At 71.1% G+C, this 14,796-nt stretch carries 11 protein-coding genes and 1 pseudogene; 10 read left to right on the top strand and 2 right to left on the bottom strand.

All coding sequences use genetic code 11. From position 1 onward, the window contains the following. Positions 1–160 precede the first annotated feature (160 nt). From RZ84_RS25430 to RZ84_RS25455, 6 genes and pseudogenes are all read left to right on the top strand, one after another. Positions 161–2,032 (top strand): acetolactate synthase large subunit, encoded by a 1,872-nt coding sequence (locus tag RZ84_RS25430; protein WP_043266246.1) that lies wholly within the window; start codon positions 161–163, stop codon positions 2,030–2,032. A 33-nt stretch (positions 2,033–2,065) separates the two neighbouring features. Continuing rightward, positions 2,066–2,590, top strand: coding sequence for an acetolactate synthase small subunit (ilvN, locus tag RZ84_RS25435; RefSeq protein ID WP_043266247.1), 525 nt, complete (start codon positions 2,066–2,068; stop codon positions 2,588–2,590). Positions 2,591–2,690: 100 nt separating this feature from the next. Next, entirely contained in the window at positions 2,691–3,689 is a 999-nt protein-coding gene (ilvC, locus tag RZ84_RS25440; protein ID WP_043266248.1) for a ketol-acid reductoisomerase, read from the top strand. Positions 3,690–3,959: 270 nt separating this feature from the next. After that, a complete protein-coding gene (serA, locus tag RZ84_RS25445) occupies positions 3,960–5,564 on the top strand; it encodes a phosphoglycerate dehydrogenase (protein WP_043266249.1) in 1,605 nt (534 codons plus the stop codon). A gap of 290 nt (positions 5,565–5,854) precedes the next feature. Continuing rightward, positions 5,855–6,166: pseudogene (locus tag RZ84_RS25450) on the top strand (PRC-barrel domain-containing protein); the annotation flags it as partial. Positions 6,167–6,316: 150 nt separating this feature from the next. Next, positions 6,317–6,925 (top strand): TetR/AcrR family transcriptional regulator, encoded by a 609-nt coding sequence (locus RZ84_RS25455; RefSeq protein WP_043266250.1) that lies wholly within the window; start codon positions 6,317–6,319, stop codon positions 6,923–6,925. 42 nt (positions 6,926–6,967) lie between these two features. Here the strand turns inward: RZ84_RS25455 and RZ84_RS25460 are convergent, their stop codons facing one another. Together RZ84_RS25460 and RZ84_RS25465 are read right to left on the bottom strand one after the other, a co-directional pair. Beyond that, positions 6,968–8,695 (bottom strand): TIGR03767 family metallophosphoesterase, encoded by a 1,728-nt coding sequence (locus RZ84_RS25460; RefSeq protein ID WP_043266251.1) that lies wholly within the window; start codon positions 8,693–8,695, stop codon positions 6,968–6,970. A gap of 200 nt (positions 8,696–8,895) precedes the next feature. Continuing rightward, positions 8,896–10,152 carry a helix-turn-helix domain-containing protein gene (locus RZ84_RS25465; RefSeq protein ID WP_043266252.1) on the bottom strand — a complete coding sequence of 419 codons (1,257 nt, stop codon included), beginning with the start codon at positions 10,150–10,152 and terminating at the stop codon, positions 8,896–8,898. 206 nt (positions 10,153–10,358) lie between these two features. Here RZ84_RS25465 and RZ84_RS25470 point away from each other — a divergent pair, with 206 nt between their 5' ends. From RZ84_RS25470 to RZ84_RS25480, 4 genes are all read left to right on the top strand, one after another. Then, positions 10,359–11,285 (top strand): proline dehydrogenase family protein, encoded by a 927-nt coding sequence (locus RZ84_RS25470; RefSeq protein WP_043266253.1) that lies wholly within the window; start codon positions 10,359–10,361, stop codon positions 11,283–11,285. A gap of 195 nt (positions 11,286–11,480) precedes the next feature. Continuing rightward, positions 11,481–13,121, top strand: a complete 1,641-nt coding sequence (gene pruA, locus RZ84_RS25475; protein ID WP_043266254.1) for an L-glutamate gamma-semialdehyde dehydrogenase — start codon at positions 11,481–11,483, stop codon at positions 13,119–13,121. A gap of 299 nt (positions 13,122–13,420) precedes the next feature. Next, the gene (locus RZ84_RS42380) at positions 13,421–13,552 is read left to right on the top strand and encodes a hypothetical protein (protein ID WP_277816883.1); all 132 of its coding nucleotides are present in this window, start codon (positions 13,421–13,423) and stop codon (positions 13,550–13,552) included. Positions 13,553–13,707: 155 nt separating this feature from the next. After that, positions 13,708–14,760, top strand: a complete 1,053-nt coding sequence (locus tag RZ84_RS25480; protein WP_043266255.1) for a 3-isopropylmalate dehydrogenase — start codon at positions 13,708–13,710, stop codon at positions 14,758–14,760. Positions 14,761–14,796: the final 36 nt, after the last annotated feature.

Genomic DNA, 14,796 nt, shown 5'->3' on the forward strand with positions numbered 1-14,796 from the left:
TCGTACTTGGAAAGCGCGTCGGCTGAAGCTGGGCCCCTGACGAAGCCCAGCTGACCACACCGGCGCGCTCCCCTCGCTTGCCTCACGGCACGAGGGGTTTTTTGTTGCACAGCAACCTCACAAATCCCGTCAAAACCCTCAGCTTCGAGAAGAGACGCAGATGACCGAGCAGGCCACCGGGGCCCACCATCCGCAGCCGCGGGCCCGTAACTCCGGCGGATCGCAGAAGCCCGCGACCGTCGAGCACGTCACGGGCGCGCAGTCCCTCATTCGTTCGCTGGAGGAGGTCGGGGCCGACACCGTGTTCGGCATTCCCGGCGGTGCGATCCTTCCCGCCTACGACCCGATGATGGACTCCTCGAAGGTCCGGCACGTGCTGGTGCGGCACGAGCAGGGCGCGGGACACGCCGCCACCGGATACGCCCAGGCCACCGGCAAGGTCGGCGTCTGCATGGCGACCTCCGGGCCGGGCGCCACCAACCTGGTCACCCCGATCGCGGACGCGCACATGGACTCCGTGCCGCTGGTCGCGATCACCGGCCAGGTGGCCTCCAAGGCGATCGGCACGGACGCCTTCCAGGAGGCGGACATCTGCGGCATCACGATGCCGATCACCAAGCACAACTGGCTGGTCACCGACCCGGCCGAGATCCCCAGGACGATCGCCGAGGCGTTCCACGTCGCCTCCACCGGCCGGCCGGGCCCGGTCCTGGTCGACATCGCCAAGGACGCCCTCCAGGCGCAGACCACGTTCGTCTGGCCGCCGCACACCGACCTGCCCGGCTACCGCCCGGTCACCAAGCCGCACGCCAAGCAGATCCGCGAGGCCGCCCGGCTGATCGTCGAGTCCAGGCGCCCGGTGCTCTACGTCGGCGGCGGCGTCATGAAGTCCGGCGCCACCGCCGAGCTGAAGGTGCTCGCCGAGCTGACCGGCGCCCCGGTCACCACGACCCTGATGGCGCTGGGCTCGTTCCCCGACACCCACCCGCAGCACCTCGGCATGCCCGGTATGCACGGCTCGGTCGCCGCGGTCACCGCGCTCCAGAAGGCGGACCTGCTGATCACCCTCGGCGCCCGCTTCGACGACCGGGTCACCGGCAAGCTGGACTCCTTCGCGCCGTACGCCAAGGTCGTGCACGCCGACATCGACCCGGCGGAGATCGGCAAGAACCGCGCCGCCGACGTGCCCATCGTCGGCGACGCCCGCGAGGTCATCGCCGACCTGATCGTCGCGGTCCAGGCCGAGTACGACGCCGGCCACAAGGGCGACTACGGCTCCTGGTGGAAGGACCTCAACCGCTGGCGCGAGACCTACCCGCTGGGCTACGACCTGCCGGAGGACGGCAGCCTCTCCCCGCAGCAGGTCATCGAGCGGATCGGCCGGCTCGCCCCCGCCGGCACCATCTACGCGGCCGGCGTCGGCCAGCACCAGATGTGGGCCGCCCACTTCATCGACTACGAGCAGCCCTCGACCTGGCTCAACTCCGGCGGCGCCGGGACCATGGGCTACGCGGTGCCCGCGGCGATGGGCGCCAAGGCCGGGATGCCGGACCGCACGGTCTGGGCGATCGACGGTGACGGCTGCTTCCAGATGACCAACCAGGAACTGGTCACCTGCGCGCTCAACAACATCCCGATCAAGGTCGCGATCATCAACAACGGCGCGCTGGGCATGGTCCGCCAGTGGCAGACGCTGTTCTACAACCAGCGCTACTCCAACACCGTGCTGCACAGCGGCCCGGACGCCGGCGCCATGGCTCCCGGGAGCGGCCCGGCGGCCGGCACCCGGTGCCCGGACTTCGTCAAGCTGGCCGAGGCCATGGGCTGCGTCGCGATGCGCTGCGAGGACCCGGCGGAGCTGGACGCGGTCATCGCCAAGGCCAACGCCGTCAACGACCGCCCGGTCGTGGTCGACTTCATCGTGCACGAAGATGCACAGGTGTGGCCGATGGTCGCGGCCGGCACCTCCAACGACGAGGTCATGGCCGCCCGGGGCGTGCGTCCCGACTTCGGCGACAACGAAGACGACTGAGCCAGGACGTCACGGAAGAAGAGAGAAGACGACATGTCCAAGCACACGCTCTCCGTCCTGGTGGAGAACACCCCCGGCATCCTCGCCCGGATCGCCGCGCTGTTCTCCCGCCGCGGCTTCAACATCGACTCGCTCGCGGTCGGGGTCACCGAGCACCCCGACATCTCCCGCATCACCATCGTGGTCAGCGTCGAGTCGCTGCCGCTGGAGCAGGTCACCAAGCAGCTCAACAAGCTCGTCAACGTCCTGAAGATCGTCGAGCTGGAGCCCGGCTCGGCCATCCAGCGTGAGCTCGTCCTGGTGAAGGTCCGCGCCGACAACGAGACCCGCTCGCAGATCGTCGAGATCGTCCAGCTCTTCCGCGCCAAGACCGTCGACGTCTCCCCGGAGGCGGTCACGATCGAGGCGACCGGTTCCAGCGACAAGCTGGAGGCGATGCTCAAGATGCTGGAGCCGTTCGGCATCAAGGAGTTGGTGCAGTCGGGCACCATCGCGATAGGCCGTGGCGCCCGGTCCATCACGGACCGCTCGCTGCGTGCCCTGGACCGCACGGCCTGATCCGGCGGTCCGGCCGGACCGTATGGCGAGACCCCGCAACTTTCCCCGCCCCGCCCGACGTACTGTGTGGGCACCCGCTCAATCCAAGGAGATACCCGAAGTGGCCGAGCTGTTCTACGACGACGACGCCGACCTGTCCATCATCCAGAACCGCAAGGTCGCGGTCATCGGCTACGGAAGCCAGGGCCACGCCCACGCGCTGTCCCTGCGCGACTCGGGCGTCGACGTGCGCGTCGGTCTGCACGAGGGCTCCAAGTCCAAGGCGAAGGCCGAGGAGCAGGGCCTGCGCGTGGTGACCCCCGCCGAGGCCGCCGCCGAGGCCGACGTCATCATGATCCTGGTGCCGGACCCGATCCAGGCCAAGGTCTACGAGGAGTCCATCAGGGACCACCTGAAGGACGGCGACGCGCTGTTCTTCGGCCACGGCCTGAACATCCGGTACGGCTTCATCAAGGCCCCGGCCGGCGTGGACGTCTGCATGGTCGCCCCCAAGGGCCCGGGCCACCTGGTCCGCCGTCAGTACGAAGAGGGCCGCGGCGTGCCGTGCATCGCGGCCGTCGAGCAGGACGCGTCCGGTAAGGCGTTCGACCTGGCGCTCTCGTACGCCAAGGGCATCGGCGGCACCCGCGCCGGCGTCATCAAGACCACCTTCACCGAGGAGACCGAGACCGACCTGTTCGGTGAGCAGGCGGTGCTCTGCGGTGGCGCCTCGGCGCTGGTCAAGGCCGGCTTCGAGACCCTGGTCGAGGCGGGCTACCAGCCCGAGATCGCCTACTTCGAGTGCCTCCACGAGCTGAAGCTGATCGTGGACCTGATGTACGAGGGCGGCCTGGAGAAGATGCGCTGGTCGGTCTCCGAGACCGCCGAGTGGGGCGACTACGTCACCGGCCCGCGGATCATCACCGACGCCACCAAGGCCGAGATGAAGAAGGTGCTCTCCGAGATCCAGGACGGCACCTTCGCCAACAACTGGATGGCGGAGTACAACGCCGGTCTGCCGAAGTACAACGAGTACAAGAAGGCCGACGAGAACCACCTGCTGGAGACCACCGGCAAGAAGCTGCGGAAGCTGATGAGCTGGGTGGACGACGAGGCGTGAGCCCGTGGGGCGAGGGGGCCGCGGCACCGCCGGCGGCCCCCTCGCCCCCGCCGCCCCTGCGTCGCCGCACCACCTTGTCCACCACGTAGCACCACGCATGGGTGATCCTTCCGCATCGGCACAGCCCGTGCCGCCCCTCGCCACTACACTGCTCGTCACAAGCGCGTCAGGCTCACAGCGTCGTGCGTCTTCCACGCGGCTTTCCCCCCTTCACCGCCTTCGGCCGTCGGGACGGCCGTCCGCGAAGGACTAGTGAGGACTGAAGACCACGTGAGCACTGCCAACCCGGGTAAACCCGTTGTACTGATCGCCGAGGAGCTGTCGCCGGCCACCGTCGACGCCCTCGGCCCGGACTTCGAGATCCGGCACTGCAACGGCGCCGACCGCGCCGAGCTGCTGCCCGCGATCGCCGACGTCGATGCCATCCTGGTGCGCAGCGCGACGAAGGTGGACGCCGACGCGATCGCCGTCGCCAGGAAGCTGAAGGTCGTCGCCCGGGCCGGTGTCGGCCTGGACAACGTCGACGTCTCCGCCGCCACCAAGGCCGGCGTGATGGTCGTCAACGCCCCGACCTCCAACATCGTCACCGCCGCCGAGCTGGCATGCGGTCTGCTGGTCGCCACCGCCCGCAACATCCCGCAGGCGAACTCCGCCCTCAAGAACGGCGAGTGGAAGCGCAGCAAGTACACCGGCGTCGAGCTCAGCGAGAAGACCCTCGGCGTGGTCGGCCTCGGCCGGATCGGCGTGCTGGTCGCCCAGCGGATGTCCGCCTTCGGCATGAAGGTCGTCGCCTACGACCCCTACGTCCAGCCGGCCCGCGCCGCCCAGATGGGCGTCAAGCTGCTGACCCTGGACGAGCTGTTGGAGGTCTCCGACTTCATCACCGTCCACCTCCCCAAGACGCCGGAGACCGTCGGCCTGATCGGCGACGAGGCGCTGCACAAGGTCAAGCCGAGCGTCCGGATCGTCAACGCCGCGCGCGGCGGGATCGTGGACGAGGCGGCGTTGGCCAGCGCGCTCAAGGAGGGCCGGGTGGCCGGCGCGGGTCTGGACGTGTACGCCGTCGAGCCCTGCACCGACTCGCCGCTCTTCGAGTTCGACCAGGTCGTCGCCACCCCGCACCTCGGCGCGTCGACGGGTGAGGCACAGGAGAAGGCCGGTATCGCGGTCGCCAAGTCGGTGCGCCTGGCGCTCGCCGGCGAGCTGGTGCCGGACGCGGTCAACGTCCAGGGCGGTGTGATCGCGGAGGACGTGAAGCCGGGGCTGCCGCTGGCCGAGCGGCTGGGCCGGATCTTCACCGCGCTGGCCGGCGAGGTCGCGCTCCGCCTCGACGTCGAGGTGTACGGCGAGATCACCCAGCACGACGTCAAGGTGCTCGAACTCTCCGCGCTCAAGGGCGTGTTCGAGGACGTCGTGGACGAGACGGTGTCCTACGTCAACGCCCCGCTGTTCGCGCAGGAGCGCGGCATCGAGGTGCGGCTGACCACCAGCAGCGAGTCGCCCGAGCACCGCAACGTGGTGACCGTCCGCGGCACGCTCGCGGGCGGCGAGGAGGTGTCGATCTCCGGCACCCTGGCCGGCCACAAGAACGTGCAGAAGATCGTGGCGGTCGGCGAGCACTCCATCGACCTCGCGCTCGCCGACCACATGGCGTTCCTCCGCTACACCGACCGCCCCGGCGTCGTCGGCACCGTCGGCCGGATCCTGGGCGAGGCGGGCATCAACATCGGCGGCATGCAGGTCTCCCGGGCCGACGTCGGCGGCGAGGCGCTGGTCGTGCTCACGGTCGACGACACCATTCCGGCGCATGTGCTGGGCGAGATCGCCGAGGAGATCGGCGCGACCTCGGTGCGCGCGGTGAACCTCACCCACTGAGCCACCGGCTTTCGCGGGTCAGCGGGCCCGGACTTCGCCGCGGCGGAGTCCGGGCCCGTTGCCGTGCGCGCCTCGTACGGAGGTGCCGCGGTGCTGCCCGTGGACGCCGGTCTCTCGCCCCGTTCATCCGAACGGCCCAGCGGGTCCCGAGGGCGAGGGGCCTGCGAGCGCCGTCCGGTGGCCGCCGGAGCCGCCGGGCGCCGGGGCTGCCGAGTCGCCGGTGGGACGTGTGCGACGCGCAATGGGAAGTGCGCGTGCCCGCCGGTGCGTGCGGAAGGAGACAGCACGCCATGACCGCACCCCTGGGTGACACTCCGCAGAGTCTGACCGGTCTGCACGTGGTGGACGCGGAGGGCGCGAGGGTGGGCATCGTCCAGCAGGTCTACCGGGACGACGCCACCAACGACCCCGAGTGGATCACCGTGCGGACCGGACTGTTCGGCATGAAGGAGACGTTCGTGCCGCTCGCCGGGGCCCGGCGGACCGGGGACGACCTTCAGGTGCCGTACTCCAAGGCGACCATCAAGGAAGCGCCGAGGATCGACGCGGACGGTCATCTCGATCCCTCCGAGGAGGACCGGCTCTACCGCCACTACGGGCTGAAACCGCCGGGGCCGGAGGGACGGAGCTGAGCCGCGGCGGGGGTCGCCGATCCGGTCCGCCGCCGGTCCGCTGCCGATCCGCCAGGGCCTGTACGTACGTATAAGACGCTCGTCTGGTACAGGTGTCCGGTGCGGCGGTAGGCTGCCCGCATGGGACACCGCGAAGATCTTCTGGAGGGCGCCAAGCGGTGCCTCCTGGAGAAGGGGTACGCGCGCACCACCGCCCGCGACATCGTCGCCGCCTCCGGCGCCAACCTCGCCTCCATCGGCTATCACTACGGCTCCAAGGACGCCCTGATGCGCCGGGCGGTGATCGCCGCCAGTGAGGAATGGGGCGCCGGGTTCGCCGAGGTGCCCGCGGCCGGCGGGGCGCGAGCCGGGGAGGGCGAGCCGCTGGAGCGGTTCGCCGCGATCTGGGACACCGTCGTGCAACGCATCGCCACCGAGCCGCAGTTCATCGCGTCACAGGTCGAGGTGCTGGGGCTGCTGCCGCGCGACGAGGCGCTGCGTACCGCCCTCGGCGAGGTGCTGCCGGAGGGCGGCGAGGGGCTGGTCGCGGTCTTCGAAGGGGTGCCGGACACCGAGGTCGACGCGGAGACCGCCCGCGTCGTGGGGTCCTTCTACCAGGCGCTGCTGACCGGGCTGATGGTGCAGTCGCTGGTCACGCCGGACGCGCTGCCGTCGGGCCGGGACCTGGCGGAGGCGCTGCGCCGGGTGACCGCGGGCGAGGTCCTCGGGCGGGACGCGGGGGAGGGGTAGGGCGGTTCGGCGGCCACCGGAGTCCGGTGGCCGCCGTCGGCCTTACCTGCCGGGCCGGCGCAGCAGCAGCTCCGTGTTGTGGTCGGAGGCCGCGCCGAGCTTGGCGTTCGGGGTGGCGTAGGGGTCGTTGTACGACAACTCGCGGTAGAGGGCGGCCAGTCCGGCGTCCGAGGTGTCGTGGACGTCGGTGACATACGGGGCGGCGGACTCCATGAGCGTGGTGAACAGGGAGAGCGTGCCGTCGCCGTTGTCGGCGAGCTCGATGATCCGGGCGTGCTGCGGATAGTCGATGTGGGAGGCGGTGTTGATCTCCCAGAAGGCCCGCTCGGGGACCGCGTGGGCGTGCGGGATGATCCGGTTCTCGTGGGTGTGGCCGTTCACCCAGGCGACCACGTTCGGGTAGCGCTGCAGCAGCGAGACCAGCGCCGCGCCGTCGTGGCGGCCCTCGAACGGGTGGTACGGGTCGGGCAGCAGATTGCCCATCGTCGCGCTGGTGTGGTGGCTGAACAGCACGATCAGGCTGTCGCCGGAGCCGCCGCGCACGGTGCGGCCGTCGGTGTCGTACCAGCGGCCGCTGTGCGACCGGAGCACCGACTCCAGCCACTTGAGCTGTCGGGTGCCCAGCGAACCGTCCGCGAATCCGGCCCTGTTGGTGGTGTCCAGGCTGATGCCGAGGACGCCCTCGGCGAGCGGGAAGGTGTAGTACAGCCGGCCGCTGTTCGCCGCGTCCGAGGTGAAGCCGTGGCCGACCGGGCCCGCGCCGGTGTGCGCCGGGTCCAGGTGCGCCCGGGCGAACTCGGCGGGGCTGAACGGGCGGCGCCGCTCGTCCGGGGTGACCTTGCGGATCGCGCCCTCACCGGTCAGCAGCTTGCCGAGCAGCGCGGCGGCCTGCGCCGGGTCGTGCTTGAGGGCGTCCGCGAGCCTGGCCGCGGTGTCGTCGTCGCAGCCTTCCAGCTTGCGGTCGCCGGTGTAGAGCGAGTTCAGCAGACCGAGGTCGGGCAGGCTGCCCTCGATGCTGTCGTCGTGGTTGCCGACCGTGGTGTACCAGGGAATCGTCAGGCCGGGCGCGGTGAACGGGCTGCCCGCGTCGGACAGGAAGCCCGGTATCTGCGGCAGCCCCTTGGCCTTGTAGTGGTCCTGGAGGGGCAGTTCGGGGTTCCAGTAGTCCACGTTGCCGGAGTTCTGCACGCCTTCGTAGCGGGACGGGTCGCCGCTGCCGGGGGTGATCCGGCCGCCGCTCATGACGGTCAGATACCAGTCGAGCTCGATGTGTTCGTGGTTGTCGGTGTTGTCGCCGGTGGCCATCACCATGCCGAACGGCATCCCGGTGTACGGCCCCCGGCGGACCGCGTTGACCCGCTCGACCAGCGAGGAGGCGCCGCGCACGGTCAGCGCCTCCTGGGGGCGGCACGCACTGTCGTTGAACTTCGCCAGGTACTCGAACCGGACCGGCGACTCGACGTCCGCCAGGTGCAGATCGGTGAACTGCACGAACGAGACGAGCCCGGTGCGCCGGTCGTCGCGCCCCGCGCCCGCGCCCGCCAGTTCGCGGCGCACCACCAGCGGCCAACCGGGGCCGGCCACCAGCCGCTTGTACGCCCCGCTGCCCACCGGCCGTGCGGCCTGTTCGAGGGTGGTCCCCCGGGTCCGCACGGCCCGCGCCGCGGTGACCGCCAGGGCCCGGTCGTACGACCCGGCCGACCACAGCGCGGCGCCCGCGGCGACGGCGGACATCCTGGACATGAACTGGCGGCGGTTCAGCCCGTGCATGAAACCCCCCTGGGTCGGCGGAAGTTGGCGGTTCTTGGTCGATCCGCGGCTCGCGACGCTGCGCCCGCCGGTCGGGCGCAACCGATGCGCGGACACGCTACTTGCCGGTAGCCACGGGCAACAGGTCCTGCGCGCGACGAGAAGGTGGACAGTTGGTGCCGCGGCGCGGAACCAGCGGCCCAGCGGCCGCGATCAGCGCCTTACAGCCGGGCCGCCTTGAGCGCCATGTGGAGCAGCAGCCGGTCCGCGCCCTCGTCCAGGTCGAGGCCGGTCAGCTTCTCGACCCGGCCCAGGCGGTAGTAGAGCGTCTGGCGGTGGATGCCCAACTGCTGGGCGGTGCGCCCGGCCTGGCCCGCGCAGTCGAGGAACGCCTCGGCGGTCCGGGCGAGTTCGGCGTGGACGGGGGACAGCAGCGGGCCGATGGCCGGGTCGGGTTCGGCGGCCGGAAGGGCGGTCAGCAGGCGGTACGCGCCGATGCCGTCCCACTGGGCGACGGGGCCCAGCCGGGGCTCGGCGCGCGCCGCGCGGGCCGCGTCCAGCGCCTGCCGCCAGGCGGCCGGCAGGTCGGTCGGCTCCCGGGTGCCGATGCCGATGCCGGCGGCGCCCGGACCCGGTCGCATACCGGTGCGGCCCCCGGCGGCCGGCTCCCCGCCCGCGCGCGGGGAGCGCAGCAGATGGTCGGCCACCGTATGGGCCGGGGCGAGCGAGCCGGTCTGGCGCAGCCGGACCAGCGCGGCCAGCGCGGGCCCGGCGGCCGGGTGGCGCCGCCCGGCGCGGGCGCCGCCCGGCGCGGGCAGCGGGCAGGCGGCCAGCAGGCCGGGCAGGCTCGGCAGCGGCGCGGCGTCGGTGGCCGCGGTGTCCCAGGGGAGCACGGCCACGAGGGTGAGCGGGGTACCCGGTATGAAGCGCAGGGTGTCGCGCAGCGCGTCCCGCAGCGCGACCGCCGCGGCGGGCCGCCCCGTGCTGCGGGAGGTGAGCAACTCCCGCAGCAGCTCTGCCAGTTCGGACCCGGCGCGGGCCTCGTCGGCGAGCAGTGCGCCGATCCGGGCGGCGGTCTCCATCGCCTGGGCGATCCGGGGGTCGGGCGGGCTGCCGTGACCGCCCAGTTCGAGGTCGCTCAGATGCCCGTCGTCCAGCAGCCAGACATAGCCGTGCACGATGCCGCGGTGCCGGACCGGCAGACAGATCCGGCCTCGGAAGACGCCGGCGGCCGGGTCCGGGGGAATGCGCAGCGGAGTCGTGGCGCGGGCGATGCCGAACGCCTCGAACCAGGCGCGCACCGCCGCCGACGAGCGGCGCTGGAGGATCGAGCGGGTCCGCACCGGGTCCATGACCTCGTCGTCCTCGCCCTCGTGCGCGCCGAACGCGATCAGCCCGAAGTCCCGGTCCTCCAGCGTCGCCGGGGCGCCGAGCGCCGCCGAGATCTCGTCCACGAGCTGCTGGTAGTCACTCCGCATCCGCCGCCCGGCCCTCTCCTGTCGCCACCGTCACTCCGCCCCCATTCTCATACATCTGTCTGAGATCCCGGCCACGAAGGCGTGACAGCTGTCGATGGCCGGAAAGTGGCGCGATCCTTAAATTTCAGGTGGCTTCCCTTGCCGCCGCGTCCGCCCACAAGGCGCGCCCGCCCCGGCAATTGTCATCCTGAATCATGGAGGTGCCCATGCTGGGTCCCGTGCTTCTCGCCGCCGCGCGCAGCGACAGCATCCGCCGCCTCGTCGCGGCTGCTCCGGTCACCCGTCCCGTGGTGGACCGCTTCGTCGCGGGCGAGCGCCTGGACGAGTCGATGGCGGTCGTACGGACGCTGGCCGCCCGCGGGATGGAGGTCACCCTCGACCACCTCGGCGAGGACATCACCGACCCGGCCGAGGCGCTGCGCAACCGCGACGCGTACCTCCAGCTGGCCGCGGCCCTCAAGGAGCACGGGCTCGGCACCCGGGCCGAGATGTCGGTCAAGCTCTCCGCCTTCGGCCAGGCGCTGCCCGGCGGGCACGAGCTGGCGCTGCGCAATGTCACCCCGGTGGTCGAAGCCGCCGCCGACGCCGGCACGACCGTGACGCTGGACATGGAGGACCACACGACGGTCGACTCCACCCTGGCCATCCTCGGCACCCTGCGCGAGCGCTTCCCCCAGACGGGCGCGGTGCTCCAGTCCTACCTCTTCCGCACCGAGGACGACTGCCGCGCACTCGCCGGGGAAGGCTCCCGGGTGCGGCTGGTCAAGGGCGCGTACAAGGAGCCGGCGACCGTCGCGTATCAGGACAAGCGGGAGGTCGACCTGGCCTATGTGCGCTGCCTGAAGATCCTGATGGCCGGGCGGGGCTACCCGATGATCGGGTCCCACGACCCGCGGATGGTGGCCATCGGCCAGGAGCTGGCGCACCGCAACGGCCGCAAGCCCGCCGACTACGAATTCCAGATGCTGTTCGGCATCCGCGAGGCCGAGCAGCAGCGGCTGGTCGCGGAGGGACACCGGATGCGGGTCTACATCCCCTACGGCACGGACTGGTACGGCTACTTCATGCGACGCCTGGCCGAGCGCCCGGCGAACCTGACCTTCTTCCTCAGGTCGCTGGCCACCCGCGGCTGACCGGCCCCCTTGGGATTCGGTTTACCTGTTCTTTGGAACGCTTTGGGTAGATGCTGGAGCCAGGGGCCCCTGCGGGCGGTGCCCGCGCCGCCCACCCGCCGTGGCAGCGCCCGCGGCACCCGACCGACGTACCCCGACGTACGAAAACCGACGATCGAGAACCGACGATCGCAAGCGTAAGGAGACACGGCCGCTATGGACGCTGTGACCCAGGTCCCCGTGCCGGTGAACGAGCCGGTGCACAGCTACGCCCCGGGCAGCCCGGAGCGATTCCGCCTGGAGGCCAAGCTCAAGGAGCTGGCCGGCAACCCGATCGAGCTGCCGATGACCATCGGCGGCAAGCGGCGGATGGGCGGCGGCGAACGCTTCGACGTCGTACAGCCCCACCACCACTCGGCCCGGCTCGGCACCTATGCCAACGCCACCGTCCAGGACGCCCGGGACGCGGTGGACGCCGCGCTGGCCGCCGCCCCGGCCTGGCGCGCGATGTCGTTCGACGACCGCGCCGCGATCTTCCTCAAGGCCGCCGACCTGCTCGCCGGCCCCTGGCGCGAGACGATGGCCGCCGCCACCATGCTCGGCCAGTCCAAGACCGCGCAGCAGGCCGAGATCGACACCCCCTGCGAGCTGATCGACTTCTGGCGCTTCAACGTCCACTTCGCCCGGCAGATCCTCGCCGAGCAGCCGCCGGCGAACTCCCCGGGCGTCTGGAACCGCTCCGACCACCGCCCCCTCGAAGGCTTCGTCTACGCGATCACGCCCTTCAACTTCACCGCCATCGCCGGCAACCTCCCGACCGCCCCGGCCCTCATGGGCAACGTCGTGGTCTGGAAGCCGTCGCCGACCCAGACCTTCGCCGCCGTGCTGCTGATGCGGCTCCTGGAGGAGGCCGGGCTGCCGCCGGGTGTCATCAACCTGGTCACCGGCGACGGCAAGGAGGTCTCCGAGGTGGCCCTTGCCCACCCCGACCTGGCGGGCATCCACTTCACCGGTTCGACCAGGACCTTCCAGTACCTCTGGAAGACGGTCGGCACCAACATCGAGAAGTACCGGACCTACCCGCGGCTGGTCGGCGAGACCGGCGGCAAGGACTTCATCGTCGCCCACCCCTCGGCCGACCGTGCCGTCCTGAAGACCGCCATGACCCGCGGCGCCTTCGAGTTCCAGGGCCAGAAGTGCTCCGCGGCCTCCCGCGCGTACGTCCCGGCCTCCCTCTGGAACGCCGGGTTCAAGGAGGAGTTCGCGGCCGAGGTCGACGCGCTCTCCATGGGCGACGTCACCGAGCTGGCGAACTTCATGGGCGCCGTCATCGACGAGCGCGCCTTCGCCAAGAACAAGGCGGCGATCGACCGCGCCAAGGCCGACCCCACCATCGAGGTCGTGGCCGGCGGCACCTACGACGACAGCGTCGGCTACTTCGTCCGTCCCACCGTCCTGGTCTCCACCGACCCGGAGAACGAGATCTTCAAGGACGAGTACTTCGGCCCGATCCTCGGCGTCTACGTCTACGACGACGAGGCCGAGGGCGGCTACGACGCCATGCTGACCCAGATGGAGTCCGCCTCGGCGTACGGCCTGACCGGCTGCGTCATCGCCCAGGACCGGGCCGCCGCCGCCACCACCTGCGAGAAGCTGCGCTTCGCGGCCGGCAACTTCTACATCAACGACAAGCCCACCGGTGCCGTGGTCGGCCAGCAGCCGTTCGGCGGCGCCCGCGCCTCCGGCACCAACGACAAGGCCGGCTCCAAGCAGAACCTGATGCGCTGGACCTCCACCCGCTCCATCAAGGAGACGCTGGTCCCGCCGACCGACTACCGCTACCCGCACATGGGCTGACGCCCGCGCGCACGCCACGGCCCGGTGCCCCCTCGGGGTGCCGGGCCGTCCGCGTGGCGGGAAAGCGCTCCTGCCGTCTCAGATAGTAGGAAGCCCAAGTAATTGTGCAGACAGCACGGCACCGCTGTCCTAGCTTTGTAGATGCCGAACGTATCGCTGCATCCAGCGAATGCGGATGCGGCCCGGTGCGTATGCGCAGGTGACCCCTGCCGTGCCGAGGCCCCCGCTCCTTCCGGCCGCTTCTGGATCGACGCACCCCTCACGTTCCTCTCGGGGCTTTGGCATTGGAGATGCGCAACATGGCCGAGACCACTGTCCGCAGGACCCGTCACTCCGCCCGTCAGACCAACGACGCCGACCGCCGGAACGCCGCCGCCGCACTCCAGCGCGCGCTCGACCGCCGCGACAACGGCGGCGCCACGGGGCACTGACCCGCCCGGCCGGAAACACCGCGGGGGCGCCCGGGATCCGTTCCCGGGCGCCCCCGCGCCGTGACGGCGCGGCGCAGCCGCACCGGTCGACCGGCAGTCTGTCCGCATGCCGGACGTAACGTGTCAATCATTGGGACGGGGAGTAGGGTCCAGACATGTCTCGCAGCATTCGCCTCGCAGTGATCCCCGGTGACGGTATCGGCCAGGAAGTCGTGGCCCAGGGACTCAAGGTCCTGACCGCGGTCCTCCCGCAGGACGTCAAGCTGGAAACCCAGGAGTACGACCTCGGGGCCAAGCGCTGGCACCGGACCGGCGAGACACTGCCGGACGCGGAGCTGGAGTCGCTCAAGCAGCACGACGCGATCCTGCTCGGCGCGATCGGAGACCCGTCGGTGCCGTCCGGCGTCCTGGAGCGCGGGCTGCTGCTCAAACTCCGCTTCGCCTTCGACCACTTCGTCAACCTGCGCCCGTCGAAGCTGTTCCCGAACACCGCGACCCCGCTGGCCGTCCGCGACGAGCAGAGGGGGGCGATCGACTTCGTGGTGGTACGCGAGGGCACCGAGGGCCCGTACACCGGCAACGGCGGCAGCCTGCGGACCGGCACCCCGGCCGAGGTCGCCACCGAGGTCAGCGTGAACACCGCCTACGGCGTGGAGCGGGTGGTCCGGGACGCGTACGAGCGGGCCAACGCCCGCCCCCGCAAGAAGCTGACGCTGGTTCACAAGAACAACGTCCTGGTCTACGCCGGACACATGTGGAAGAACATCTTCGACAAGGTCGGCCAGGAGTACCCCGAGGTCACCACCGACTATCTGCATGTCGACGCCGCGACGATCTTCCTCGTCACCCAGCCCGAGCGGTTCGACGTGATCGTCACCGACAACCTGTTCGGCGACATCCTCACCGACCTCGCCGCGGCCGTCACCGGCGGCATCGGCCTGGCCGCCTCCGGGAACATCAACCCCACCGGCGCCTTCCCCTCGATGTTCGAGCCGGTGCACGGCTCCGCGCCGGACATCGCGGGCACCGGCAAGGCCGACCCGACCGCCACGATCCTCTCCGTCGCGCTGCTGCTGCGCCACCTCGGCCACCAGGAGCAGGCCGCCCGCATCGAGGCGGAGGTCGCCGCCGACCTGGAGGCCCGAGGCGACCTGGCCCGTACGACCGACGAGATCGGCGACGCGATCGCCGCACGCGTAGCGGGCTGACGCCCGACGCACCGCAGCACCCTCGCAGCGCCGGGC

Origin of the sequence: Streptomyces sp. CT34 (assembly GCF_000805335.1) — a bacterium.
Classification (GTDB): domain Bacteria; phylum Actinomycetota; class Actinomycetes; order Streptomycetales; family Streptomycetaceae; genus Streptomyces.